Source organism: Vogesella sp., from assembly GCF_046297735.1.
In the GTDB taxonomy this organism is placed as follows: Bacteria; Pseudomonadota; Gammaproteobacteria; order Burkholderiales; family Chromobacteriaceae; genus Vogesella; species Vogesella urethralis.
The window spans coordinates 145319-171129 of sequence record NZ_JBKBHK010000002.1 but is presented as its reverse complement, the minus strand read 5'-3'; the positions used below and the strand labels follow the sequence as shown (position 1 = coordinate 171129).

25 protein-coding genes are annotated in these 25811 nt (G+C 62.7%); 7 read left to right on the top strand and 18 right to left on the bottom strand.

The window, feature by feature from the left end:
• Window positions 1–7: 7 nt before the first annotated feature.
• The 13 genes from murG to gatC form a co-directional block, all read right to left on the bottom strand.
• On the bottom strand, window positions 8–1102 hold the full coding sequence (gene murG / locus ACK4FZ_RS03385; RefSeq protein WP_409818291.1) for an undecaprenyldiphospho-muramoylpentapeptide beta-N-acetylglucosaminyltransferase: 1095 nt from the start codon (window positions 1100–1102) through the stop codon (window positions 8–10).
• A gap of 78 nt (window positions 1103–1180) precedes the next feature.
• Window positions 1181–2341, bottom strand: coding sequence for a putative lipid II flippase FtsW (ftsW, locus tag ACK4FZ_RS03380; RefSeq protein WP_409818290.1), 1161 nt, complete (start codon window positions 2339–2341; stop codon window positions 1181–1183).
• Window positions 2341–3705 (bottom strand): UDP-N-acetylmuramoyl-L-alanine--D-glutamate ligase, encoded by a 1365-nt coding sequence (gene murD / locus ACK4FZ_RS03375; protein ID WP_409818289.1) that lies wholly within the window; start codon window positions 3703–3705, stop codon window positions 2341–2343. The genes ftsW and murD overlap by 1 nt, the downstream gene beginning before the upstream one ends.
• Before the next feature lie 12 nt (window positions 3706–3717).
• Window positions 3718–4800, bottom strand: coding sequence for a phospho-N-acetylmuramoyl-pentapeptide-transferase (mraY, locus tag ACK4FZ_RS03370; protein ID WP_409818441.1), 1083 nt, complete (start codon window positions 4798–4800; stop codon window positions 3718–3720).
• Between the two features lie 6 nt (window positions 4801–4806).
• Entirely contained in the window at window positions 4807–6177 is a 1371-nt protein-coding gene (murF, locus tag ACK4FZ_RS03365; RefSeq protein WP_409818288.1) for a UDP-N-acetylmuramoyl-tripeptide--D-alanyl-D-alanine ligase, read from the bottom strand.
• The gene (locus ACK4FZ_RS03360; protein ID WP_409818287.1) at window positions 6161–7651 is read right to left on the bottom strand and encodes a UDP-N-acetylmuramoyl-L-alanyl-D-glutamate--2,6-diaminopimelate ligase; all 1491 of its coding nucleotides are present in this window, start codon (window positions 7649–7651) and stop codon (window positions 6161–6163) included. The genes murF and ACK4FZ_RS03360 overlap by 17 nt, the downstream gene beginning before the upstream one ends.
• Window positions 7648–9396, bottom strand: a complete 1749-nt coding sequence (locus tag ACK4FZ_RS03355; RefSeq protein WP_409818286.1) for a peptidoglycan D,D-transpeptidase FtsI family protein — start codon at window positions 9394–9396, stop codon at window positions 7648–7650. Before ACK4FZ_RS03355 ends, ACK4FZ_RS03360 begins: the two co-directional genes overlap by 4 nt.
• Window positions 9393–9671, bottom strand: a complete 279-nt coding sequence (gene ftsL / locus ACK4FZ_RS03350) for a cell division protein FtsL (protein WP_409818285.1) — start codon at window positions 9669–9671, stop codon at window positions 9393–9395. Before ftsL ends, ACK4FZ_RS03355 begins: the two co-directional genes overlap by 4 nt.
• Window positions 9668–10627, bottom strand: a complete 960-nt coding sequence (gene rsmH / locus ACK4FZ_RS03345) for a 16S rRNA (cytosine(1402)-N(4))-methyltransferase RsmH (RefSeq protein WP_409818284.1) — start codon at window positions 10625–10627, stop codon at window positions 9668–9670. Before rsmH ends, ftsL begins: the two co-directional genes overlap by 4 nt.
• The gene (mraZ, locus tag ACK4FZ_RS03340) at window positions 10624–11070 is read right to left on the bottom strand and encodes a division/cell wall cluster transcriptional repressor MraZ (RefSeq protein ID WP_409818283.1); all 447 of its coding nucleotides are present in this window, start codon (window positions 11068–11070) and stop codon (window positions 10624–10626) included. Before mraZ ends, rsmH begins: the two co-directional genes overlap by 4 nt.
• A gap of 290 nt (window positions 11071–11360) precedes the next feature.
• A complete protein-coding gene (gatB, locus tag ACK4FZ_RS03335; protein ID WP_409818282.1) occupies window positions 11361–12788 on the bottom strand; it encodes an Asp-tRNA(Asn)/Glu-tRNA(Gln) amidotransferase subunit GatB in 1428 nt (475 codons plus the stop codon).
• 149 nt (window positions 12789–12937) lie between these two features.
• A complete protein-coding gene (gene gatA / locus ACK4FZ_RS03330) occupies window positions 12938–14389 on the bottom strand; it encodes an Asp-tRNA(Asn)/Glu-tRNA(Gln) amidotransferase subunit GatA (RefSeq protein WP_409818281.1) in 1452 nt (483 codons plus the stop codon).
• 64 nt (window positions 14390–14453) lie between these two features.
• A complete protein-coding gene (gene gatC, locus ACK4FZ_RS03325; protein WP_144370984.1) occupies window positions 14454–14741 on the bottom strand; it encodes an Asp-tRNA(Asn)/Glu-tRNA(Gln) amidotransferase subunit GatC in 288 nt (95 codons plus the stop codon).
• Between the two features lie 214 nt (window positions 14742–14955).
• On the opposite strand from gatC, the gene ACK4FZ_RS03320 reads away from it, so the two are divergent.
• The 6 genes from ACK4FZ_RS03320 to ACK4FZ_RS03295 all read left to right on the top strand — a co-directional run bounded on the left by ACK4FZ_RS03320 (window position 14956) and on the right by ACK4FZ_RS03295 (window position 21602).
• Complete coding sequence (locus tag ACK4FZ_RS03320) at window positions 14956–15999, top strand: rod shape-determining protein (RefSeq protein WP_017507473.1); 1044 nt, start codon at window positions 14956–14958, stop codon at window positions 15997–15999.
• 54 nt (window positions 16000–16053) lie between these two features.
• The gene (mreC, locus tag ACK4FZ_RS03315; protein ID WP_409818280.1) at window positions 16054–16959 is read left to right on the top strand and encodes a rod shape-determining protein MreC; all 906 of its coding nucleotides are present in this window, start codon (window positions 16054–16056) and stop codon (window positions 16957–16959) included.
• Window positions 16960–16961: 2 nt separating this feature from the next.
• Window positions 16962–17465, top strand: coding sequence for a rod shape-determining protein MreD (gene mreD, locus ACK4FZ_RS03310; protein ID WP_409818279.1), 504 nt, complete (start codon window positions 16962–16964; stop codon window positions 17463–17465).
• A gap of 6 nt (window positions 17466–17471) precedes the next feature.
• Window positions 17472–19424 (top strand): penicillin-binding protein 2, encoded by a 1953-nt coding sequence (gene mrdA, locus ACK4FZ_RS03305; RefSeq protein ID WP_409818278.1) that lies wholly within the window; start codon window positions 17472–17474, stop codon window positions 19422–19424.
• Complete coding sequence (rodA, locus tag ACK4FZ_RS03300) at window positions 19405–20499, top strand: rod shape-determining protein RodA (RefSeq protein ID WP_409818277.1); 1095 nt, start codon at window positions 19405–19407, stop codon at window positions 20497–20499. Before mrdA ends, rodA begins: the two co-directional genes overlap by 20 nt.
• A 218-nt stretch (window positions 20500–20717) precedes the next feature.
• Window positions 20718–21602: a sterol desaturase family protein gene (locus ACK4FZ_RS03295; RefSeq protein ID WP_409818276.1), complete on the top strand. Its 885-nt coding sequence runs from the start codon at window positions 20718–20720 to the stop codon at window positions 21600–21602.
• Here ACK4FZ_RS03295 and ACK4FZ_RS03290 read toward each other — a convergent pair.
• From ACK4FZ_RS03290 to ACK4FZ_RS03270, 5 genes are all read right to left on the bottom strand, one after another.
• Complete coding sequence (locus ACK4FZ_RS03290) at window positions 21575–21895, bottom strand: AzlD domain-containing protein (protein ID WP_409818275.1); 321 nt, start codon at window positions 21893–21895, stop codon at window positions 21575–21577. The two genes, ACK4FZ_RS03295 and ACK4FZ_RS03290, sit on opposite strands and share 28 nt — an antisense overlap.
• A complete protein-coding gene (locus tag ACK4FZ_RS03285; protein WP_409818274.1) occupies window positions 21892–22608 on the bottom strand; it encodes an AzlC family ABC transporter permease in 717 nt (238 codons plus the stop codon). The genes ACK4FZ_RS03290 and ACK4FZ_RS03285 overlap by 4 nt, the downstream gene beginning before the upstream one ends.
• Before the next feature lie 16 nt (window positions 22609–22624).
• The gene (locus ACK4FZ_RS03280) at window positions 22625–23089 is read right to left on the bottom strand and encodes a GFA family protein (protein ID WP_409818273.1); all 465 of its coding nucleotides are present in this window, start codon (window positions 23087–23089) and stop codon (window positions 22625–22627) included.
• 127 nt (window positions 23090–23216) lie between these two features.
• Window positions 23217–24044 (bottom strand): helix-turn-helix domain-containing protein, encoded by an 828-nt coding sequence (locus ACK4FZ_RS03275; protein ID WP_409818272.1) that lies wholly within the window; start codon window positions 24042–24044, stop codon window positions 23217–23219.
• A 67-nt stretch (window positions 24045–24111) separates the two neighbouring features.
• Window positions 24112–24756 carry a MarC family NAAT transporter gene (locus ACK4FZ_RS03270; protein WP_144370973.1) on the bottom strand — a complete coding sequence of 215 codons (645 nt, stop codon included), beginning with the start codon at window positions 24754–24756 and terminating at the stop codon, window positions 24112–24114.
• 229 nt (window positions 24757–24985) lie between these two features.
• Between ACK4FZ_RS03270 and ACK4FZ_RS03265 the strand changes: the two genes are divergently transcribed.
• Window positions 24986–25444 (top strand): copper chaperone PCu(A)C, encoded by a 459-nt coding sequence (locus ACK4FZ_RS03265; protein WP_409818271.1) that lies wholly within the window; start codon window positions 24986–24988, stop codon window positions 25442–25444.
• Window positions 25445–25811 lie beyond the last annotated feature (367 nt).

Sequence of the window (25811 nt, the reverse complement as noted above, 5' to 3'; positions counted from 1 at the left end):
CAGCATCTCAGTTCTGGTCTGCCAACCCCTGGCACAGGTCGGCAACTGCCGCTGCGGCACCGGGTTTGGCCAGTGTTCTTGCTTTGGCGGCCAACTGCTGTAGTTGGCCGCGATCCAGGCCCGCCAGCAGCTTGGCCAGCTGCGTCGGGTTCATGTCTTGTTGCGGCAAGTGAATGGCGGCGCCGGCGGCGGCCATCCACGCTGCGTTGTCACGCTGGTGCGACGTGGTGGAAACCACCAGCGGTACCAGGACGCTGGCGACGCCGGCGGCGCACAACTCGCTGACAGTGATGGCGCCGGCACGGCACACGATCACGTCGCAAGCCGCCAGACGCGCCGGCATGTCATCGATAAACGGCAGCAAAGTGACGTCGCGGCCAACCTCCAGGCCGGCGGCCTGATAAGCAGCCTGCACCGCGGCAAAATTCTTCTCGCCAGTCTGGTGTACCAGCTGCGGGCGCTGTTCGGCAGGCAACAAGGCCAACGCCGCCGGCAAGGTATCGTTCAGTACCTTGGCGCCCAGGCTGCCGCCCACTACCAGCACTTGCAGCGGCCCGCTGCGACCGGCAAAACGCTCGGCCGGTTCCGGCAAGGCCTCGATCTCGCAGCGTACCGGGTTGCCGGTCACCACCGCCTTTTTCACCTGACGTACGGCTTCGCCATCGAAACCGCAGGCAAGATAATCGGCAAACGGCAATAGCGCCTTGTTGCTCAGCAATAAACCAGCGTCAGCATTCACCATCACCAGCGGTTTCCACAGCAATGCAGCAGCCAGGCCGGTGGGCAGGCACACATAACCGCCCATGCCCAATACCACGTCCGGACGGTGCTGGAACATCAACACCAGGCTGCGGGCAAACGCAGCCAGCAGCTGGAACATGCCTTTTACCGAGCCCAGGAGCCCCTTGCCACGGATACCGTGAAAGGCCAGGCGAATCAGCTCGAAACCGGTCGGCGGTACCAGACGGTTTTCCATGCCGCGCTGAGTACCCACCCACAGCACCTTCCAGCCACGGCTTTCCAGTTCGCGCGCAACGGCGATGCCGGGGACAATATGTCCACCCGTTCCTGCTGCCATCACCATGACCGTACGCTTTGCCATTACTTCACTTCTCTTGTTGAACGGGCACCCTGCCCGTCTTGTTCTGTCTTACCTTGCGACCAACGTTGGCCGCACCGTCTAAACCTTGAAGCCCCGCATCACGCGCCGGTTTTCATAATCCACTCGTAGCAGCACGGCCAATGACGCCAGATTGCACAACATGGCCGAACCACCAAACGACATCAGCGGCAAAGTCAGGCCCTTGGTGGGCAGCAACCCCATATTCACGCCGATATTGAAGAAGGTCTGGATACCCAACCAGATACCGATACCCTGCGCCACCAGCGCCTGGTAGTAGCGCTCCAGTTGTTTGGACTCGGTACCAATATGGAAAGCACGGCGGATGATCCAGGCATACAAACCCAGCACCACACAAATGCCAACAAAACCGAACTCCTCCGAAATCACCGCCATGATGAAGTCGGTATGGGCTTCCGGCAGATAGAACAGTTTTTCCACACTGGCGCCCAAGCCCACGCCAAACCATTCGCCGCGACCGATGGCAATCAGCGAATGGCTGAGCTGGTAACCCTTGCCGTACGGGTCGTCCCACGGATCGAGAAAACCCAATACCCGCTTCAGCCGGTACGGCGAGGTCACGATCAGTACGGTTACAGCACAAACTGCCATCAGTGCCAGGCCCGCAAAAATGCGCAGATTAATGCCGCCCAGAAACACAATGCCCATGGTGATGCACATCACCACCATCAAGGCACCAAAGTCAGGCTCCATCAACAGCAGGAAGGCCACTACCACAATGGCTGCAAAGATCGGTAGAAAGCCTTCGCGCAAGCTATGCAACTTGGCGGCTTTGCGCACGGTGTAATCGGCGGCATAAATCACGGCGGCCAACTTCATCACCTCGGACGGTTGGAAGTTGATCACGACCAGGTTGATCCAGCGCCGCGAACCATTCACCACCTTGCCGATACCCGGAATCAGTACCAAGACCAACAAGAAGCCGGCAAACAGAAAGAACATGCCCGCGTACTTCTGCCAGATGCTGGTAGGCACCTGGAAGGTCACCGCCGCTCCCGCCAGACCGATGGTCATGAAGATCATGTGGCGGAACAGGTAAAAGTAGCGGTTGTTGGTAGCAGCCTCGGCCTCGGCGTAAGCAATCGATGCCGAGTACACCATCACCAGACTGATGGACAGCAAGAGCGCAATGGCCCACATCAGTGCTTCGTCCAGCACCGTGATGGGGGCAACATTATAGCGCCGGCTGACTGTACTCATCAGGCTTGGCCCCCGCTCTTGATCGCAGCCACGGTGTCGACAAAGACCTGGGCGCGATGCGCATAGTTACGGAACATGTCCAGGCTGGCACACGCCGGGGACAGCAGTACCACGTCGCCAGACTGGGCCAGACTGGCTGCCAGACGGGTGGCGTCTTCCAGCGAGGCACAATAGTGCAGCGGCACAGCGCAGCCGCCCAGCGCGGCGCGGATGGCCGGCGCGTCGCGGCCAATCAATACCACGGCACGGGCGATGCGCTGGCAGGCCGGCGCCAGCGGCGCAAAATCCTGCCCTTTGCCGTCACCGCCGGCGATCAGTACTACCGGGCGGGTCATGCCGTTCAGCGCCGCTTCGGTAGCGCCGACATTGGTGCCCTTGGAATCATCGATGAACATCACGCCGCCGAACTCGTCGACGAATTCGACACGGTGCGCCAGACCACGGAAGCTGCGCAGCGCCGCCAGCAGCGCCGCGCGCGGCAGACCGATAGCTTCGGTCAGCGCCAATGCTGCCAGCGCGTTGGCCGCGTTATGCAAGCCTTGCAGCTGCATCTCGGCGCTATCGAACACAGGCTGGCCGGCAATGGCCAGCAAGTAGCGGCCATCTTGCTGTTGCAGCGCGTAATCGGCAGTCTCGCGCAGCGAGAACCAGCGCAGCGGACGGCCGGCACGGACCATGGCACGGCAGAACACGTCGTCGCGGTTCAGTACCTGCACGCCGGTACCGGAGAAAATGGCGGTCTTGCTGTGCGCGTAGTCCAGCAAGTCGTGGTAGCGATCCAGATGGTCTTCGGAAATATTCAGCACCGTAGCCGCGTCGGCACGCAGGCTGCTGGTGGTTTCCAGCTGGAAGCTGGACAGCTCCACCACCCACACGTCGGGCTGTTTGCCGGCAGCTTCGCGCTCGGCCAGCGCGGTCAGTACCGGCAGGCCGATGTTGCCGCACACCACGGTGTCCTGGCCGGCGGCCTCGCACAGGTGGCCTACCAGGCTGGTGACGGTGCTTTTGCCGTTGGAACCGGTAATGGCGATGACCTTGGCGCCACTACCGGCGATGGCACGCGCCCACAGTTCTACGTCGCCCACCACCTCGCCGCCACGGCGGGCGAAATCGGCGATGGCCGGGGTACGGATGCTGACGCCGGGGCTGACCATCAGCATGTCGGCGTCGGCAAAGGTGTTGGCGTCGAAAGCGCCCAGACGCAGCGCCACACCCAGCTCGGTGGCCAGGTTGGCCGCATTGGCGGGGTTATCGCGGCTGTCGGCGATGGTGACGCGCGCGCCATGCGCCAGCAGCCAGCGCGCGGCGGAAACGCCGGTGTCGCCCAGGCCGATGACGATGATGTGGCGATTGTCAAAACGCATCACGTGGTTTCCTTAACGCAGTTTCAGGGTGGCCAGACCGGCCAGCACCAGCATCATGGTGACAATCCAGAAGCGGACCACCACCTGGGTTTCTTTCCAGCCCTTCAGCTCGTAGTGATGGTGCAGCGGCGCCATGCGGAACACGCGCTTGCCGGTGAGCTTGAACGACGCCACCTGGATCATCACTGACAGCGCTTCCATCACGAACAGGCCACCCATGATCAGCAGCACGATTTCCTGACGTACGATCACCGCCACGGTACCCAGCGCCGCGCCCAGCGCCAGCGCACCGACGTCACCCATGAACACCTGTGCCGGGTAGGCGTTGAACCACAGGAAGCCGAGGCAGGCGCCACAGATGGCGGCACAGAACACCACCACCTCGTGCGCACCCGGCACAAACGGCATGCCCAGGTATTTGGAAAACACGGCGTGGCCGGCCACGTAGGCAAAAATCGACAAACCGGCGGCTACCATTACAACCGGCAGTGCCGCCAGACCGTCCAGACCATCGGTGAGGTTTACCGAGTTGGACGTACCGACGATGACGAAGTAGGTCAGTACGCAGAAACCGATGCCACCCAGCGGGTACACGATGTTCTTGAAGAAGGGCACGATGAACTCGGTGGACGCTGGCAGCTTGGCGGTAGTGATCAGGAAGACGCCAGCGGCAATGGCGATGGTGGATTGCCATACCATCTTGAAGCGTGCAGACACGCCTTTCGGGTCCTTGTACACCACCTTGCGCCAGTCGTCGTAAAAGCCCAGCGCGCCGGTACCCAGCGTTACCGCCAGCAATAGCCAAACGTACTGGTTGGACAGATCGGCCCATAGCAAGGTAGTGACCGTCATCGCCAGCAAGATCAGCGTGCCGCCCATGGTGGGGGTGCCGGTTTTCACCAGGTGGGTTTGCGGGCCATCCTTGCGCACGGCCTGGCCCACCTTCAGCTCGGTGAGCTTGCTGATCACCCATGGGCCCAGCCATAGCGAGATCAGCAGCGACGTCAACGCCGCCATCACCGCACGCAGGGTAACGTAGTTCAGTACATTGAAAGCGCGGATGTGTTCGCGCAGCAGATCAGCCAGTAACAGCAGCACCGGTCAGTCCTTTCCTTGTTCTTGTTGTTGAGGCGTTACCAGCGCGGCAACCACACGCTCCATCTGCATGAAGCGCGACCCTTTCACCAGCACGGTGCTGGCCGGCGTTACCCGCGCAGCAACGCGTGCCAGCAGCGCGGTGAAATCGTCGTCATACTCGCCACCGTCGCCAAAGGCGTCGGCCGCATGGCGCGCCAGCTCGCCGTGGCACAGCAGGTGCTCGATGCCACGGGCACGGGCGTGGGCACCTACTTCGGCGTGCAGCTGCGGCGCGGTATCGCCCAGCTCGCCGATCTGGCCCATCACGAACACGCGTGGCGCCGGGTAGGCAGCCAGCACGTCGATGCCGGCTTTCATCGAGTCCGGGTTGGCGTTGTAGGTATCGTCAATCACGATGGCGCCGCAGGCGGCCTGCTTCAACTGCAGGCGGCCTTTCACACCGGCAAAAGCGGCCAGACCGGCGGCAATGGCGGCCAACGGTACGTCCAGCGCCAACGCCACCGCTGCAGCGGCCAGCGCATTGCGCACATTGTGTTCGCCGGCGGCCGGCAGCTGGATGGCCTGCTCGCCCTGCGGGCAAACCAGTACGAAGCGGCACTCGCCTACCCCCAGCTGGATGTCGCGGGCTGTCACGTTGGCCGCAGCCCCCAGGCCAAAGCGCAGCTGCGCGTGGCCGGTAGCGGCGGCGTCGAAGATAGCCAGCTGAGCGTCATCGGCGTTCAGCACCGCCACGCCGTCTGCGGCCAACCCTTCAAAGATTTCGCTTTTGGCACGGGCGATGTCCGCCGTACTGTCAAAGCCGCCGCCCAGATGCGCGCGCATGGCGTTATTAACAACCGCCACCTGCGGCCGGGCCAGCCCGGTGAGGTAGCGGATCTCGCCAAAATGGTTCATGCCCATTTCGATCACCGCGTAGCGATGCGCGGCGGAGAGGCCCAGCAGCGTCAGCGGCAGGCCGATATCGTTATTGAAATTGCCCGCGGTGGCGTGCACGGCGGCGTCGCCGGCGTGGGCGCGCAGGATGGCCGCCACCATTTCCTTGACGGTGGTCTTACCGTTGGAGCCGGTAATGCCGATGCGCTTCACGTCGAGGCGGGCGCACCAGTCGGCCGCCAGCGCGCCCAGCGCCAGACGGGTGTCCGCCACGCGGACCATGCTGCCCTGCGCTGCCACTTCGCGGCTGACGAGTGCGCAGGCGCCTTTGGCCAGCACCTCGGGCACGAAGTCGTGGGCGTCGAATTTCTCGCCTACCAGCGCCACGAACAGGTCGCCGGCTTGCACGGTGCGGCTATCGGTCACCACGCGCTGGAAACGGACATCACCGCCCAGCAGTTGGCCGCCAAGCACGCGGGCGGCGTCAGAGAGCATCAGCATGCGCAGCCCCCCACAACGTCAGCGCTTCTTCCGCCACGCGGAAGTCGGAGAACGGCTGCTTCACGCCGCCGATGTCCTGGTATTCCTCGTGGCCTTTACCGGCGATCAGTACCACGTCGCCAACGCGGGCTTGCAGTACCGCCCAGTGGATGGCTGCTTCGCGGCTAATTTCCACGTGGCCCGGTTGCTGCATGCCGGCCAGGATGTCGTCCAGAATGGCTTGCGGCGCTTCCAGGCGCGGGTTATCGCTGGTCACCACTGCCACGTCGGCAATCTTCTCGGCAATACCGCCCATCAGCGGGCGCTTGCCCTTGTCGCGGTTGCCGCCGCAGCCGAATACGCAGAACAGCTTGCTGCCCTGCGGGCGGATCTCGGCCAGCGTGGCCAAGGCTTTTTCCAGCGCGTCCGGGGTGTGAGCGTAGTCCACCACCACCAGCGGCTCCAGGCCGTTACCGATGCGCTGCATGCGGCCGCGCGCCGGCTGGATTTTGCCCAGCACGCGCACGGCGTCGGCCAGCGAGACACCACCGGCGCACATCACCGCCAGGCACGCCAGCATGTTGGCCGCGTTGAAACGGCCCAGTAGCGGGCTCTTGATGTCGGCGTCGCCCCACGGCGTGGTCACGCGCAGTTGCAGGCCGTCCAGGTTGGCCGCCAGGCTTAGCGGGCGCACGTCGCCCTGCTCCAGGCCATAAGTAATGACACGGGTGCGGCTGGCGTCGATACCGGCAGCCAGCTGGCGACCAAAAGCGTCGTCCGCATTGATAACCGCGTGCTTCAGGCCGTCCCAGTGGAACAGTTTGGCTTTGGATGCGCCGTACGCTTCCATGCTGCCGTGGTAGTCCAGATGGTCACGGGTGAGGTTGGTGAACACCGCGGTCGTGAATTCCACGCCGTTAACGCGGAACTGGTCCAGGCCATGGCTGGACACTTCCATGCTCACCACGCTGGCGCCCTGGCGACGGTACTCGGCCAGCTTCTGCTGCACGGTGATCGGGTCGGGCGTGGTGTGAGTGGTTTCGGTCAACTGACCGTAAAACCCGTTACCTACAGTGCCGATCAAGGCGGCTTTCTCACCCAGCAACGCATACGCCTGCGCCAGCCAGTGCGAAATGGAGGTCTTGCCGTTGGTGCCGGTAATACCGACCACTTGCATATCGCGGCTGGGGTAATCGTACACATGGGCCGCTACAATGCCGGCACGCTCGCGCAGGCGGGCGATGGGCAGGTTCGGCACCTGCCATTCCGGGCGCCACTGGAAGGCGTCGTCCTGGTCCCACAACACGGCAGCCGCGCCTTTTTCCAGCGCTGCCGCGATGAAGTCGCGACCATCGGTGTACTCGCCACGACATGCCAGAAACACGTCTCCGGGGAACACGCGGCGGCTATCGCTCTCCACGCGTGCGACGGAAACGCCAAGACCCTTCAACTCGGAAGGGTCCCAATCCGGCAGATCGATCAAATTGGTCTTCATGTTTCTTCCCGCACATCCGAAATCTTTTGTTCCGGAATCAAAGTGTTGTTGGAGGGAGCGTCTGGCTCTACCCCCATGATTCTCAAACTGCCGGCCATGATGTTGGAAAAGGCCGGGCCGGCCACGGTGCCGCCGTAGTAGTAGCCGGCACCGGGTTCATCAATCATCACTGCCACGATCAGCCGCGGCTTGGTCGCCGGAGCAAACCCGACAAACAGGCCGATGTGCTTGTCGGGTGCATAACGCCCGCCAACCAGCTTGCGCGCGGTACCCGACTTGCCGCCCACGTGGTAACCCAGTACCTGGGCACGGGTAGCCGTACCCCCTTGCTCGGTGACGGTAATCATCATGTCGCGCATCTTTTTCGCCGTATCCGGGCGAATCACCGGCCGACCGGGATTAATCGCGGCCAACTTGGTAAACGACAACGGCAATAAAGCGCCATCGTGAGTAAAGATGCTGTAGGCCCTGGCCAGTTGCAGCAAACTCACGGTTACGCCATAACCGAACGACATGGTGGCCTGTTCAATCGGCCGCCAGGTCTGCCAGTCACGCAAACGCCCAGCACTCTCGCCAGGAAAGCCAGATTGCGGGCTCTGGCCAAAACCGGACTTGCGATAAAACGTCCACATATCCTCCGGCGAGAACAGGGCTGCGATCTTGGACGAGCCCACGTTCGACGACTTCTGGATAATCCCGGTCACCGTCAGCGACGGATTGGGGTGGGTATCCCTTACTGCTGCCGGCCCGATGGTGTAGGGCCGGGTATCAAACCAGGTTTGCGGGTTGATCTTGCCGGCGTCCAGTGCCATCGCCACCGGGAACGGCTTCATGGTCGACCCAGGTTCAAACATGTCCACTACGGCACGGTTGCGGCGCATTTCCGGCTCTAGTACCGCACGGTTGTTCGGGTTGTACGACGGGGTATTGGCCAAAGCCAGCACCTCGCCGGTCTGCGCGTCCAGCACTACCACACCGCCTGCCTTGGCCTTGTTCACTACCATGGCCGCACTTAGCTCGCGGTAAGCCAGGTACTGGATGCGCTTGTCGATGGACAGCGTTAAGGTCTGGCCGTCGCGCGGCGGTTCAATCACCGCAAGGTCTTCCACGATGTGGCCGCGGCGGTCTTTGAGCACAGTACGGCTGCCGTGCTTGCCGGCCAGCATCTTCTCGCGCGTCAACTCCAGCCCTTCCTGACCCTTGCCATCCACACCGGTAAAACCGATCACATGCGACAGCATTTCACCGGCCGGGTAATAGCGGCGGTACTCCTGCTGCTTGGCAATGCCCGGAATCTCCAGCGCCAGAACCTGTTGTGCCAGCTGCGGGCTGATCTGACGCTTCAGATAAACGAACTCGCGCTTTTTGTCGGCAAACCTCTCGTTCAACTCGGCAACTGGTATATCCAGCAACTTGCTCAGTGCGGCCAGCTTGGCTGCCGGCACCGGGCTCATGTCTACCGGGCTAGCCCAAATCGACTGCACCGGCGTACTGATCGCTAGCGGCTCGCCGTTACGGTCGGCAATCAGGCCACGGTTAGCTTCCAGCACCAAAGTGCGGCGAAAGCGGGCATCGCCCTGGTTTTGCAAAAAGTCCTGTTGCACGACCTGCAGGTATACCGCCCTGGCCAACAGTGCCAGAAACAGCAGGGCCAACAGGCCCAGCACGACCGTGACGCGACCCGGCGCCAGCCGCATCGGCGGTTTCAGTTGCTGACGAATGGGAGGGGTATACACCCGGCTCATCTCACCCCCTCCGGCGTAATCACATGCACCTGGCGCTGGGTCGGTGTCAGCATGTTCAACCTTGCTACCGACGATTTTTCGATCAACGCATGTGCGCCCCAGGTACTTTGCTCCAGCAGCAGCTGGCCATACTCGACATTCAACTGGCGCTGCAGCTTTTGTTCTTTTTCCAACTCGTTGTACAGCCGGCGCGACACATGCTGCGAGGTCACGACTGACAACGCACAACCGATTACCGCCAGCAACAACAAGGCATTGAGCTTGTTAAGGCTCACGCTGCCCCCTGCCACTGGCCAGCCGTGCGTTCGGCAATGCGCATGATGGCGCTACGCGAACGCGGGTTGGCCGCCACCTCTTCCTCGGAAGGCCGGACAGCCTTGCCTACCGGCTTGACCGCCGCTTCGGCGATATCACAGGCGCGCACCGGCACCCAGGACGGCAAGGTATCGGTGGTGCTGGCATCGCGGATGAAGTTCTTCACGATGCGGTCTTCCAGCGAATGGAAGCTGATCACCGCCATGCGGCCACCGGTAGCCAGCCGGCCGATCACCTGCGGCAGCACGGCTTTCAGCTCGTCCAGCTCGCGGTTGATGAAAATCCTTATCGCCTGGAAGGTTCGCGTCGCGGGGTCCTGACCTTGTTCGCGAGTGCGGACGTTTTTCCCAACGAGCACGGCGAGCTCACGCGTCGTTTCGATGGCGTGTTCAGCCCTGTGCGCAACAATGGCTGCTGCAATCTTGCGAGCAAACCGCTCTTCACCATAAGTCTTGATAACCTCTGCTATGTCCGCCTCGTCTGCACTGGCCAGCCACTGTGCCGCGGTCTGACCGCGGGTGGTGTCCATGCGCATATCCAGCGGTGCGTCAAAACGGAAGCTGAAACCGCGGCGACCGTCATCAATCTGCGGGGACGAAATCCCCAGATCCATCAGCACACCGTCCACTTGGCTAACGCCCAAAGCTGCCAGCTCGGCTTCAAAATGGGCAAAGCCGTTGTGCACGATGCAAAAACGCGGGTCTTCGGCAGCCAGCGCCGTGGCAACGGCAATGGCTTCCGGGTCTTTGTCGAATGCAATCAGCCGGCCCTGCGGGCCCAGCTGCTGCAGAATCAACCGGCTGTGGCCGCCGCGCCCGAAGGTGCAATCGACATACACGCCATCCGGACGAATGGCGAGGGCCTGCACGGCCTCGTCGAGTAACACCGTGCGGTGAACAAAAACTGCGTCGGTCAAAGCGTGAAATCTCCAAGGTGCTGAGCCAACTCAGCAGGATCAAGGTCCAGTGCGGACTGTGTCTGGGCGTCCCATTCGCGGGCGTCCCACAATTCAAAGCGGTTACCGATGCCAACCAGGGCCACGTCCTTGTCCAGCCCCACCAGCTCGCGCAAGCGGGCAGGCAGCAGGATGCGACCAGCGCTATCCATGTCCAGGGTTTCGGCATGGCCGAGCACCAGGCGCTGGTAGCGTTTCAAAGCGGGGTTACCGGTGGGCAAGGCCATCAGGCGCTGTTCAACGGGCTTCCAGTTGGGTTCGGGGTAGATCAGCAGGTGATCGGGAGCGTCGAGGGTTACCACCAGGCGTTGGCCAAACGCAGACAACAGTGTCTCCCGGTGCCTGGCCGGAATGGCCAGACGCCCTTTGGCATCGAGAGAAACGTGACTTACGCCGCCAAACATTTTGGATTTTTCACCGCGTCCGGTTAGGGGCCGTCGCCCCACAATTACCCACTTCACCCCACTTTTCGCCACTATAGGGAATCGGCTCTACCCGGTCAACATCACTTCGGCGCAATTCGCCTTTGCCGACAAAGACTTACCGGAATGCAACAGACGAGAAAGCAAGGGAAATCAGCGGCTTACAAAATGATCTGCAGAAAGGCTATGAAATGACCGTGTTACAAGGCTTTACACAACAGAAAAAACGGCGGCACACCCTGCGGTGTGCCGCCGTTTAAAGTGAATGGCAATCAGGCCAGCTTCTGCTTCAGAATCTCCTGCACCTGCGCCGGATTGGCCTTGCCCTTGGACGCCTTCATCACTTGGCCAGCCAGCGCATTGAGCGCTTTTTCCTTGCCGGCACGGAACTCTTCCACCGCCTTGGGGTTGGCCGCAATGGCTTCTTCCACCATTTTCTCGATGGCGCCGACGTCGGACACCTGCTTCAGGCCATCGCGCTCGATGACAGCATCGGCCGTCAGATCGGACTCCCACAGCGCATCGAACACCTGCTTGGCCAGCTTGTTGGACAGCGTACCGTCGGCAATGCGCACGATCAGGCCGGCCAGACGCTCGGCGCTGATCGGGCAGGCGGCGATGTCCAGACCGTCGCGGTTCAGGCGAGCGGCGATGTCGCCGTTGATCCAGTTGGCCGCCAGCTTGCCCTGTGCCGAGGCCTGCGCCACGGCTTCAAAGTAGCGCGCCTGCGCCAGGCTGCTGGTCAGCAGCGCCGCATCGTAGGCGGACACGCCGAAGGCCTCGACGAAACGGGCCTTCATCTGACCCGGCAGCTCCGGCATGTCGGCGCGGGTAGCGTCGATCTGCGCCTGGCTGATACGCACCGGCAGCAGGTCCGGATCGGGGAAGTAGCGATAATCGTGTGCGTCTTCCTTGCTGCGCATCATGCGGGTTTCGCCGCTATCCGGGTCGAACAGCACGGTAGCTTGCTGGATCTTGCCGCCATCTTCGATGGTGTCGATCTGCCACTGGATTTCGTACTTGATCGCCTGCTCCAGGAAGCGGAACGAGTTCAGGTTCTTGATCTCGCGGCGGGTGCCGAACTCGGCCTGACCGAACGGGCGCACCGATACGTTGGCATCGACACGGAAGCTGCCTTCCTGCATGTTGCCGTCGCAGATACCCAGCCAGGTGACCAGCGTGTGCAGCGCTTTGGCGTAGGCCACAGCCTCTTCCGGCGAACGCATATCCGGCTCGGACACCACTTCCAGCAGCGGGGTGCCGGCGCGGTTCAGGTCGATACCCGACAGGCCATGGAAGTCTTCGTGCAGCGATTTGCCGGCATCTTCTTCCATATGCGCGCGGGTGACGCGAATGACTTTTTCTTCTTCGCCCACCAGGATGGCCAGCTTGCCGTGCTCGACGATCGGCAGCTCCATCTGGCTGATCTGGTAGCCCTTGGGCAGATCGGGGTAGAAGTAGTTTTTGCGGGCAAACACGTTCTTCTGGTTGATGGTGGCGTCCAGGGCCAAGCCCAGACGAATGGCCTTGTCCACGACCGCCTTGTTCATCACCGGCAGCACGCCCGGCAGAGCCAGCTCTACCAGCGAAGCCTGGGTGTTGGGTTCAGCGCCGAAAGCCGTGCTGGCGCCAGAGAAAATCTTGGAGACGGTGTTGAGCTGCACGTGCACCTCAAGACCGATGACGACTTCCCATTTCATGGTCGGAAAATCCTTATGTTCTTAGCCACGAAATCCACTAACGAACACGAAAAGACCGAGGACAAGATCAAGCTGACTCAAGTCACACAGCATCATGCAACAAGCTGCTTTCGTGTTTTTCCGTGGATTTCGTGGCCAATTGATCGTTTTTACAGCGCCGGCGCCTTGCTGTGCCAGTCGGTTACTTGCTGGAACTGGTGCGCCACGTTCAGCATCTTGGCCTCGGCAAAATAGTTGCCGATGATCTGCAGGCCCACCGGGCGGCCGTTGTCGGCAAAACCGGCCGGCACGCTCATCGCCGGCAGACCGGCCAGGTTCACCGACAGCGTGTAGATGTCGGACAGGTACATCTGTACCGGGTCGCCCGACTTCTCGCCCAGATTGAACGCAGCCGTCGGCGCCACCGGCCCCAGAATCACGTCGCAGCCGGCGAAGGCGGCCTTGAAGTCCTCGGCGATCAGGCGGCGGATCTTCTGCGCCTTCAGGTAGTAGGCGTCGTAGTAGCCGTGGCTCAGTACGTAGGTACCCACCATGATGCGGCGCTTCACTTCGCTGCCAAAGCCTTCGGCGCGGGTGTTTTCGTACATTTCCACCAGGTCGCGGTACTCGCTGGCGCGATGGCCGTAACGTACGCCATCAAAGCGCGACAGGTTGGCCGACGCTTCGGCCGGGGCAATCACGTAGTAAGCCGGAATCGACAGGCGGGTATTCGGCAGGCTCACCTCTACCACCTCGGCACCCAGCTTTTTCAGCTCGGCCACGGCGTTGTCGATGATGCGGCCAACGTCGGCCGCCAGGCCGTCGGCAAAGTACTCGCGCGGCAGGCCTACACGCAGGCCGGCCAGCGGCTGCGCCAGGTCGCGGGCGTAGTCTTCGCGGGCGCGTTCCAGGCTGGTGGAGTCGCGCTCGTCAAACCCGGCCATCACGTTCAGCATCAGCGCGCAGTCTTCGGCGGTCTGCGCCATCACGCCGCCCTGATCCAGCGAGCTGGCGTAGGCCACCATGCCGAAGCGCGATACCACGCCGTAAGTAGGCTTGATGCCGGTCACGCCGCAGTGGCTGGCCGGTTGGCGGATGGAACCGCCGGTATCGGTAGCGGTGGCTACCGGCGCCAGGCGGGCAGCCACGGCAGCGGCCGAACCGCCGGACGAGCCGCCCGGAATGGCGTTCACGTCCCACGGATTTTTCACGGCGCCGTAGAAGCTGTTCTCGTTGGACGAACCCATGGCGAACTCGTCCATATTGGCGCGCCCCAGCGTTACCAGGCCGGCGGCCTGGCATTGCTCGATCACGTGCGCGTTGTACGGCGAGATGAAGTTATCCAGCATCTTCGAGCCGCAGCTGGTCTTCCAGCCTTGCTGGCAGAAGATGTCCTTGTGCGCGATCGGCACACCGGTCAGCAGGCCGGCCTGGCCGGCAGCGCGGCGCGCGTCGGCGGCAGCGGCTTCGGCCAGCGTCTTGTCGCGGTCGACGGTAATGAAGGCATTCAGCGCCGGGTTCAGCGCCTCGATGCGGTCCAGATAGGCAGTCGCCAGCTCCACGGCCGATACCTGGCCGGTGGCGAGCTGCTGCGACAGTTGTTTGAGCGTGGCGTTAATCATCTTGTCTTGATGTCCGTCCAGAATGGCCACCCGTTGCGGGTAGCTGCGGCCAACGTTGGCCGCGTTATTCGATGACCTTGGGAACCAGGAACAGGCCTTTTTCCACTTGCGGGGCCACGGCCTGGCAGGCGTCGCGGCGGTTCGGCTCGGTGACGGCGTCTTCACGCAGACGCAGCGACACGTCCTGCGGATGCGCCATCGGTTCGATACCGTCCGTATTGACGGCCTGCATCTCTTCGATAAGGCCAAGAATATTGTTGAGCTGGCTGCCGACTGCCTCGATTTCGGCGTCGGTCACGGCGATGCGGGAGAGTCGCGCAATCCGCGCAACATCCTGATGGGTCAGCGACATGGCGTCCTCGTCAAAACCTTTAATAATTCAAGCGTTGTAGGGTATCATAACTGGTTTGTTTCCCCCAAGAATACGGGGGCATCGTGCGGTAAAAAGGGGCGAATTTTTTAACCGAAAAACGTGAACCTTTCCCCGACACGCTGTCTTAAATCGCCACGCTTGCAATGCGGTAAACTCATAGCACCGCACACAAACCCATTCTCAGGATCGCCACATGTTTCGCTCGCTCACCGGCTACTTTTCCAATGATCTGGCCATCGACCTTGGCACAGCCAACACCCTGATCTACATGCGCGGCAAAGGGATCGTGCTTGACGAACCTTCCGTAGTGGCCATTCACAGCGACGCCCCCACCAACAAGAAATCCATCCTGGCCGTGGGCCTGGAAGCCAAAAAAATGCTGGGCCGCACCCCGGGCAGCATTCAGGCCATCCGCCCGATGAAAGACGGTGTGATCGCTGACTTCACCGTCACCGAGCAGATGCTGAAGCAGTTCATCAAGAAAGTGACCCCCAGCCGCTTTTTCTCCGCCAGCCCGCGCATCGTGATCTGCGTACCATGCGGTTCCACCCAGGTGGAACGCCGCGCGATCAAAGACTCGGCACTGGCCGCCGGCGCCCGCCGCGTCGAGCTGATCGAAGAGCCGATGGCGGCTGCCATCGGTGCCGGCCTGCCGGTTGAGGAGCCGACCGGCTCCATGGTGGTGGATATCGGTGGTGGCACCACTGAAGTGGGCGTGATCTCGCTTGGCGGTGTGGTGTACTCCAACTCGGTACGTGTCGGTGGCGACAAGTTCGATGAAGCCATCATCAACTACATCCGCCGCAACTACGGCATGCTGATCGGCGAAACCACCGCCGAGGAAATCAAGAAAACCATCGGCTCCGCGTTCCCGGGTGCCGAAGTACGCGAAATGGAAGTGAAAGGCCGCAACCTGGCCGAGGGCATTCCGCGTGCGTTCACCGTGTCCAGCAACGAGATCCTGGAAGCGCTGACCGAGCCGCTGAACCAGATCGTGTCTGCGGTGAAGATCGCGCTGGAACAAACCCCGCCGGAACTGGGCGCCGACATTGCCGACAAGGGCATGGTGCTGACCGGTGGCGGCGCGCTGCTGAAAGACATCGACCGCCTGCTGGCCGAAGAAACCGGCCTGCCGGTGTTCGTAGCCGAAGAGCCGCTGACCTGCGTGGTGCGCGGCTCGGGCAAGGCGCTGGACAAGATGGACAAAACCGGCACCATCTTCACCAACGTACCGTAATCTTCCGCTCCTTCTGATGGTGCTGCCCTGTACGGGGCAGCGCATGGCTGCTGCATGAACTTCGCCACCACCCCAAGCTTTGCCAACCAGGGCCTGCGCCCCGGCTCCCAGCTGTTGCTGTGCGTGTTGGCCTCACTAACGCTGATCGTTGGTGATAGCCAATTCGGCCTGATGGATCGCACCCGCGACGCACTGTCCGTGGTGTTGTACCCGCTGCAACGTGCGGTCAACATGCCATTGTCGGCAGCCGCCCATGTTGGCGAGTTCTTCGTGACCCAGACCCAGCTGAAACAGGAAAACGCCGACTTGCGCAGCCGCGAGCTGGCCCAGTCGGCACGACTGGCCCGGCTCAATACGGTGGAACAAGAACTGCTGCAACTGAAAGCATTGAACGGTTTGCGACTGGGCAACGCCCAAGGTGGCAAGCTGGGCGAGGTGCTGTACACCGCACGCGACCCGTTTTCGTACAAGATCATCATCGACAAAGGGCTGGACGCCAATATCAGCGCCGGCCTGCCGGTGGTGGACGAGCGCGGCCTGCTGGGCCAGGTCACCCGCGTGCAACCGCTGACCGCTGAAGTCACCCTGATCATCGACAAGAACCAGATGGTGCCGGTACGCAACCAGCGCACCGGCCAGCGTTCGCTGCTGTACGGCTATGGCGGCGGCGTGGAAGTACGCTACCTGCCTGCTGCGGCCGACATCCAGCCTGGCGACCTGCTGGTCACCTCCGGCATCGACAACCTGTACAGCGAGGGCATTCCGGTCGCACGCGTCACCCGCGTCGACCGCCCGGCCGGCGCCTCGTTTGCCCGTGTGCTGTGTCAGAGCATTGCCGGCGTACAGTCCAGCCGTTATGTGCTGATCTTGCCGCCACGTGCTGCCGTGCCTCCGCGGCCAGACCCGGCAGTGACCACGGCCAAAGCGCAAAAGAAAAAAAATACCGAGGATGAAGGCTGATCATGAGCTACGACCGCCCGCAAGAACTGTTACGGCCGGTAAAGCGTCGCTTCATCGCCCTGACGTTTACCCTGGCACTGATGATGGAGCTGCTGCCGCTGCCGGTAGGCTCCAACCGCTGGCTGCCCGATTTTGTCGGCCTGCTGATCCTGTACTGGGCCATCAACCAGCCGCGCCGCATCGGCATCGGCATGGGTTTCCTGATCGGCCTGATCGTCGACGTCAGTACCAATAGCCTGTTCGGCCAACACGCACTGGCCTACTCCATCACCACCTATCTGGTGATGCTGCGCCAGCGCCAGCTGGTGATGTTCAACCTGGGCCAGCAGGCACTGGTAGTCATGACGCTGATGCTGGCCAACCAGCTGATCATGGCGCTGGTCCGCATGGCGCTGGGCGCTGCCTTCGTCGGCCCCAGCTACTTCCTGCCCCCGCTGGTCGGCGCCTTGCTATGGCCGCTACTGAACAAACTGCTGCTGCTGCCCTATCGGCAGCATACGATCTAGGCCACGATGCACCGCCCCACTCGCCTGAAAAACCAGCAAGCCGAAGAGAGCCAGTTTCAGCTGCGCATCGTCATTGCCTTCGCCTTCATGGTACTGCTGCTGCTGCTGCTGGCCGCCCGCTTCATCTGGCTGCAAGTGATGCAGTACGAGCACTTTGCCACGCTGGCACAGAACAACAGCATCTCGCTGGTACCGGTACAGCCCAACCGTGGCCTGATCATGGACCGTAACGGCGTGGTGCTGGCGCAGAATCATGCCGCCTATACGCTGGAAATCACCCCTGCCAAAATGGACGATATGGAAGCCACCATCAAGGCGCTGGGTGAAATGGTGGAGATCACCCCGCGTGACGAGCGCCGCTTCCGCAAGTTTCTTTCCGAAAGCAAAGAGTTCGAGCCGGTTCCGCTGAAGCTGAAGCTCACCGAAGAAGAAGCCGCCCGCATTGCGGCCAACGCCTGGCGCTTTCCGGGGGTGGAAGTGAAGGCGCGCCTGTTCCGCGACTATCCGTACAAGGAGCTCACCAGCCACGTACTGGGCTATATCGGCCGCATCAACCAACGCGACCAGCAAAAGCTGGAAGAAGCCGGCCTGCGCGCCAATTATCGTGGTGCCACCCATATCGGCAAGCTGGGTCTGGAAGCGGTGTACGAAACCGAGCTGCACGGCAAAAACGGCTTCGAGGAAGTGGAAACCGATGCCGGTGGCCGCGCGGTGCGCAGCTTGCGCCGCACCCCACCGGTGCACGGCAACAATCTGAAGCTGGCACTGGACATCCGGGTCCAGGAAGTGGCCGACAAGCTGTTCGGCCAGCGTCGTGGTGCGCTGGTAGCGATTGACCCGCAAACCGGTGGCGTGTTGGCTTTTGTATCCAAACCCGGCTTCGACCCTAACTTGTTCATCGACGGCATCGACAGCGCCACCTGGAAAAGCCTGAACGAAGACTGGCAAAAGCCGCTGGTCAACCGTGCGTTGCGCGGCCTGTACCCACCTGGTTCCACTTTCAAGCCATTCATGGCGATGGCGGCACTGCAGGCAGGCGCCATCGGCCCCTACGACGTGCGCCCGGCGCCGGGCTATTTTACCTTGCCCGGTTCCAGCCACCAGTTCCGCGACTCCAACCCGCGTGGTAATGGCATGGTCAACATCGGCAAGGCCATCGCGGTATCCAGCGATACCTTCTTTTACAAGCTGGCGTGGGATATGGGCATCGACCGTATACACCCGCTGATCGGCCAGTTTGGTCTGGGCGAGAAAACCGGTATCGACCTGGATGGCGAAGCCCGCGGCGTACTGCCCTCAAAAGAATGGAAAGAAAAACGCTTTGCCCGCTACAAACCTGAAGTACGTCGCTGGTACCCGGCGGACGTGGTTAGCGTAGGCATCGGCCAGGGTTTCAACGCCTACACCCCGCTGCAAATGGCCAACGCCACCGCCATTCTTGCGGCAGGCGGCAAGGTGTTCCACCCCCACCTGGTGCAAGAAATCACCGAGGCCGGCAGTGGCAAGGTACGGCTGGTAGAGCCGCAGCCGGTACGCATGCTGGCCTTCCGCCCCGAGCTCTACCAGCACGTCACTGACGGCATGCTGGCGGTAATGCGCCCCGGCGGTACCGCTGCGCGCGTTGCCAGCGGCCTGACCTACAATATGGCGGGCAAGACCGGTACTGCCCAAGTGGTACAGATCAAGCAAGGCGCCAAGTACAACGCCGCCGCACTGGCCGAGCAACACCGCGACCACTCGTGGTTCATTGCCTTCGCCCCGGCGGAGGCGCCGCGCATCGCCATTGCCGTGATTGTGGAAAACGCCGGCTTCGGTGCCGCCAGCGCCGCGCCGATTGCCCGCGCAGTGAGCGACTTCGCCCTCACCGGCAAAGTACCGGCCGAACTGAAAGGCAAACTGATCACCATGCCGGAGCCGGCACAGGCAGGAGACAAGCAAGATGCAAGCGCCGCTCGGTAAACGTATCTGGGACACCATCGCCGCGCCGTTCGACGGCTGGCTGATGCTGTTTCTGGGCGGTATCTTCGTGATGAGCATGCTGGTGCTGTTTTCGGCGTCCAACCAGAGCTGGCACAAGATTGACAACAAGCTGGTCTATACCGTGATGGCACTGGCCATCATGTGGGTAATGGCCCATGCACGGCCACAGACGGTGATGAACTTTGCACCACCGCTGTACGCTGCCGGCGTGCTGATGCTGGTAGGAGTCGAACTGTTCGGCATCACCGTCAACGGCTCTACTCGCTGGCTGAACCTGGGCATCGTACGCATCCAGCCGTCTGAAATCATGAAAACCGCGCTGCCGATGATGGTGGCGTGGTACTTCCAGAAATACGAAAGCACACTCAACTGGCGCCACTACCTGTTTGCCGTGGTGCTCATCCTCATCCCCGGCGTACTGGTGTTGAAGCAGCCCGACCTGGGTACCGCCACGCTGATCATGGGTGCAGGCTTCTTTGTGCTGTTCTTTGCCGGCCTGTCGTGGAAGATCATCATTGGCGGCCTGGTCGCCTTCCTGGCCAGCCTGCCGGTGGTGTGGAACCTGATGCACGGCTACCAGCGCCGCCGCGTACTGACCCTGATCGACCCGATGGAAGACCCGCTGGGCGACGGCTACCACATCATCCAGTCGATGATCGCCATCGGCTCCGGCGGTACCTGGGGCAAGGGCTGGCTCAACGGTAGCCAGACCCACCTCGATTACATCCCGGAACGCACCACCGACTTCATCTTTGCCGTGTACTCGGAAGAATTCGGCCTGGCCGGCAACCTGTTGCTGCTGGCGCTGTACCTAGGCGTCATCGCGCGCGGCATGCTGATTACCGCGCGCGCCCAGACGCTGTATGGCCGCCTGCTGGCGGGCGCCATTACGCTATCGTTCTTCGTCTACGTCTTCGTCAACATGGGCATGGTGGCCGGCATTCTGCCGGTGGTAGGCGTACCGTTGCCGTTCATGTCTTACGGTGGCACCGCCACCGTGTCGCTGGCGGTAGCGCTGGGCATGCTGATGAGTATCGGCAACACCAAACGCTGATCCGTACCTGACTTGCCATGCGGCCAACCTGTTTGCAGGTTGGCCGCATTTTTTGTACGTCGCAGTTTTGTCACAGCCACATCCGGCAGCCGCCTCTTCAAGCAAACGATCGTTGCATACCGCCAGGACACCTACGCAAGATAGCGCTTCGGCGCCCGACGCCGCATCACACGGACCGCACCGCCATGACGGCGCGGCCACGCCCACGAGGAGGCAATATGGATTTCAGCATCGAACTGTTACTGCTGGCGCTGGCGCCGCTGTTTGTCGGCTGTGTGGCCGCCGAAGCCTGGTACTGGCAGCGCCGCGGCCGCGCCGACATCTACAGCTGGCGCGACACGCTGTGCAACGCCGGCCTGGCCCTGCTGCACCAGGGCGCCGACAAGCTGGCCTGGCTGGCGGTGATACCACTGTACCAATACGTGTACCAGCACTACCGGCTGTTCGACCTCGGCCACAGCTGGGGCCACTTTGTGCTGCTGTTTCTGGCGCAAGACTTTTTGTACTACTGGTTCCACCGCGCCAGCCACCGCGTGCGCTGGCTGTGGGCGGCGCACAGCGTGCACCACAGCTCCACCCGCATGAACCTGTCTACTGCATTCCGTCAGAGCCTGATGTACCCGCTGGCCGGCATGTGGGCGTTCTGGCTGCCGCTAGCGTGGCTGGGCTTTGCCCCGCAGCTGGTAATCGGCGTGGTGCTGCTGAACCTGGCGTTCCAGTTCTTCGTGCACACCCAGGCCGTGCCCAAGCTGGGCTGGCTGGAGTACGTGTTCAACACACCGTCCATCCACCGCAGCCACCACGCGCGCAACCCCTGCTACATCGACCGCAACTACGCCGGCGTGCTGGTGATCTGGGATCGCCTGTTCGGCAGCTACGTGGCAGAACGCGACGACACGCCGTGCGATTACGGCACCCTGAAACCGGTCAACAGCCACAACCCGCTGTGGGTGAGCGTGGTGGAATGGCGCGACATGCTGCGAGAAGCGTTGGCCGCACGCAGCTGGCGCCAGCGGCTGACACTATTGTTCGGCCCGCCCGAAGTGGCCGAGCGCGTGGCCGCGCAACTACCTGCTCAGAACAGCCAGCGCCACACGCCGTAGGCTACAAAGCCCAGCACGATGGCAGGTAGCGTCTGCCGGCTGAAAAACGCCACCGTCGCCGCCACCAGCGTGCCCGGCAGGTAAGCATTGGCCAGGCTCAGGTCGATGTCGCCCTGCGGCGCCAGCGCCATCGGCACAATCAGTGCGGTCAGCACTGCCGCCGGCACATAGCGCAGCGCCCGCTGCAAGGCCGGCGGAAACGCCAGCCGGTGGCCGAACACCAGAAAACTCAACCGGATGCCGTACGTCACCACCACCATCCCCAGGATGGCCAACCACAGTGGCTGCGTCATGCTTGTGCCTCCTGAGTACTATCTGCGGCCAACCTTTCAGCCAGCATGCCGGCGCCCACGCCAGCCAGCGCCGCCAGCATCAGCCCCAGCTTGTACGGCAGATGGCGCGCCAACAGCGCCACCACACCCGCCGCGACAGCAGCCGCCAGTACCGGGTACTGCCGCAGCTGCGGCGCCACGATGGCAGCAAAGGTGGCCACCATGGCAAAGTCCAGCCCCAGGCCTGCCAGGCCCGGCACGCTTTGCCCCAGCAGCACGCCGGCCAGCGTCCACAGCTGCCAGTTCAGGTACATCGCCAGCGACGAACCCAGCCAGTACCAGACACCGCCTTGCGCTGCCCCATGCTCGCGCAGATGGTGTTCCACCACGGCGTAGGTTTCGTCGGTCAGCCAGAACGCCAGCGGCCAGCGCCAGCGCGCCGGCAAGTCGCGCACGTAGGGCAGCAGGCTGGCGCTGTACAGGGCGTGGCGCAGGTTCACCACAAAGGTGGTGAGCCAGATCACCGGCAGCGCCGCGCCGCTACCGATCAGGCTGACGGCCACAAATTGCGACGAGCCGGCAAACACCAGCGCCGACAACGCCAGTACCGCCCAGGCGGGAATGCCGCTGGCAATGGCCAGCGTGCCGAAGATCACGCCAAACGGCGCCGCACCGACCAGCATCGGTACCGTATCGCGTACGCCCGCCAGCAAGGCGGTACGGTGAGGGTTCATGCCACACTCCACAAATTCAGGGTTGGCCGCAGGCGGCATAAGCACGCCACGCCTGCAGCAAGGGTTCCCACGCCGGCGGGTTGCCGGGGTAGCACAACACACCGTCTGGCGGCTGCCAGCCGGCCTGCGCGCTGGCGGTCCAGATATGCGCTACCGGCCGCCAGGCCGGCGCGTCGTCCAGGGTGCCGGGTTTGATACTGAGCACGTCGCCGTTACCCGAGCTACGGTGGAACAGCCGCGTGCCGCACTGCGGGCAGAAATCGCAATCCATTACCCGGCCGGAAGGGGTGTGACGCTGCCAGCGCTGCACCGCCCCCTGCAACAGCGTCAGCTGCGCCGCCCGCAGCCACAGCGCCATGCCGAAAGCACTGGCCGACTGGCGCTGGCATTCGCGGCAATGGCACGCAAACACAGTGAGCACTTCGCCGTGGACGCGGTAGCGCACGGCGCCGCACTGGCATTGGCCTTCCAGGGTCTGCATCGCTTATCTCCGGAGCAAAAGGGCATTCTGGCACGCGCCTCAAACGGCGCGATGGAACAAGCTGTTCAGTACCGACTATGCCGGCCGCCGGCACGATCTGGCTTGAACGATCTTGCGCAGCAAGCGGCTAGCGGCCGCTGACCGTACGCTGGTAGGCGGCCGGGGTAATGCCCAATGCGGCGCGGAAGGCGCGCGTCAGCTGCGGCTGGTCGGCAAAGCCCAGTTGTGCCGCCACCTGCACCGGCGCCACGCCGTGTGCCAGCAGGCTACGAGCGCGCGCCACGCGCAGCTGGTTGCGCCACGCTACCGGCGGCAGACCGAATTGCTGGCGAAAGCGGCGGTTGAGGTGCCACGGCGACAACCCGGCCTCGTCGGCCAGTTGCTGCAGCGACAGGTTGTCGGCCAGGCGGTCGGCCAGCAGGTTGCGTACCCGCAGCAGCGCCGGCGCAGCGTCGGACAGGGCTGCCTCGCGCACGCCCATGTGGCGGGTCAGTACGTCGGCAAAGATGCCCTGCTGCACGCTCTCGCGCAGCAGACGGTCGTGGCTGTCGCGCAGCAAAGGCTGCAGTTGCCACAGCCGCTGCCATAGCTCAGAGTCGTAGACGACGGTGTCGCGGAAATAAGGCTGTACCGCGCGGCCGGCGATCTGGCTGGCCAGGCCTTGTATCAGCTGCGCCGACGGGTAGTAACCGTGGTAGCCCCAGCCGGCGTCGTGCGCCGAGCGGCCAGTGTGGACCTCGCCGGGGTTGATCAGGATCAGCGCCCCCGGCCCGGCCACGTGGGTACCGCCGCGCCAGTGATAAGACTGCGCGCCCCAGTGCAAGGTGTTCACCACGTACTCTTCATGGAAGTGCGGGGCAAACACCTGGCGGGTATAGAAGGCGTCCAGCAGCTCCAGCGGCGCGATATCGTCGGCGCGGAAGAAGCGGGCGTGTTCGGGGCGGGCGGCGGTCATGTGGCAGTAGCAGCAAGGGGATGCTGCATTCTGGCACAGCGCTAGCGCGCCGTTTTGAACGATCTTGTCAGGAACCGGCCATGAAGGTGCGGATGCCGGAGCCGATGAACTGCACGCCAACGCAGATCAGCAAAAAGCCCATCAGCCGGCCCAGTACCTCGGTACCGGCGCGGCCGATGCGCTGCGCGATCCAGCCGGCAGAACGCAGCAGCAGGAAGATGCCGGCGCAGGTGGCAAAAATCGCCAGCGTGGTCATGCCCAGCGCCAGCAGGCGGGCGGTGTGGTTATCCAGTTCGGCGATTTCGGTGGCCATGCCGATCACCACCGCGATGGTACCCGGCCCGCTGATGCCCGGCATCGCCAGCGGGAAGAACGAATAATCCTCACGCCGCTTGGTGCTGGGCGCCATGCCCGGGTCTTGCGACAAAAACAGCATGCGGTAACCCAGCGTGGCCACCACAAAGCCGCCGGCAATGCGCAGCGCACCGTAGCTGATGCCGAACGCGCCCAGAATGACGTTACCCGCCAGTAGCGACACCAGCATGATGGCCGCCGCGTACACGCACGCCATGCGCGCCTGGTGCGCGCGGCGCAAGTCGCTCATGCCCTGCGTCAGGCTGACGAACAGCGGAATCTTGGACAAGGGGTTGGTAATGACCAGCAGGCTGACCAGCCCGCCAAAGAAAAACTGCAGATACAGCGCCTTGATCATGATGGACTTCACGGATGGGTTGGCCGCCATTGTAGCCAGCCTGCGCCGAGCTGCACGCCGCCACGGCCAAAGACAATAAAATTGCGGCGCTTGCCCGACATCGCGCACGCCATGCTGCCGGCTGCCCGCGCGGGCTGCGACATTTTGTCGCAGAGCAATGTGCGGCAACGCAGACAGTGTTAGCCTTGCGGCCAACCTTGATGTCATTTACTTCTGCAAAGGAATTCTCATGCGCAAACTCGCCGCCCTGGCCCTGGCCTCCCTGCTGTCGCTGCCTGCCCTGGCCCACGACTACACTGCCGACGCACTGAAAATCGGCCACCCGTGGAGCCGCGCCATGCCGGCCACCAGCCCGACTGCCGGCGTATTCATGACCATCAACAACAGCGGCAAAGACGCCGACAAGCTGCTTTCCGCCACCAGCCCGCAAGCTGGCAAAATCGAAATGCACACCCACGTCAACGACAACGGCGTGATGCGCATGCGCGAAGTACCGGGCGGCATTGCGGTACCGGCTGGCGAAACCACCAAGCTGGCCCCGGGCGGCCTGCACGTGATGCTGTTCGACATCAAGCAACAAGCCAAGGTGGGCGACAAGTTCCCGCTGGTGCTGAAGTTCGAGAAAGCCGGCGAAGTGAAGGTAGACGTGAAAGTGGAAGCCGGCGCACCGGCGGCCCACGCCCACTAAGCGACTACGCCCAATCAAAAAGGCTGCCCTCAGGCTAATGCCAGTCAGTTAGTTGAATGTACTTGGCTATCAATTGGTAGGGCGTGAGTGAAGCGCCCCATCCCGTTGGCGCGAGCCGGTCAAAATGGTGCGCCCCAGGGTTGTGCTGAGCGAATCGAAGATTCGCACGCGCAAGACGCCGATTTGTTTGAGCCCCGAGCCGTTAGCGATCTGCGTGCAAATCTATGATTTGCTCAGCGATGCGAGTTCGGCGGCGCCTGGGGCGTGCCATTTTGGACGGGGTTTCGAGCAGCCCCGGGTTGCGGGGTCTGCGTGCGAATCTTTGATTCGCTCAGCGATAGAAAAGGGGGCGGCAATCCGCCCCCTT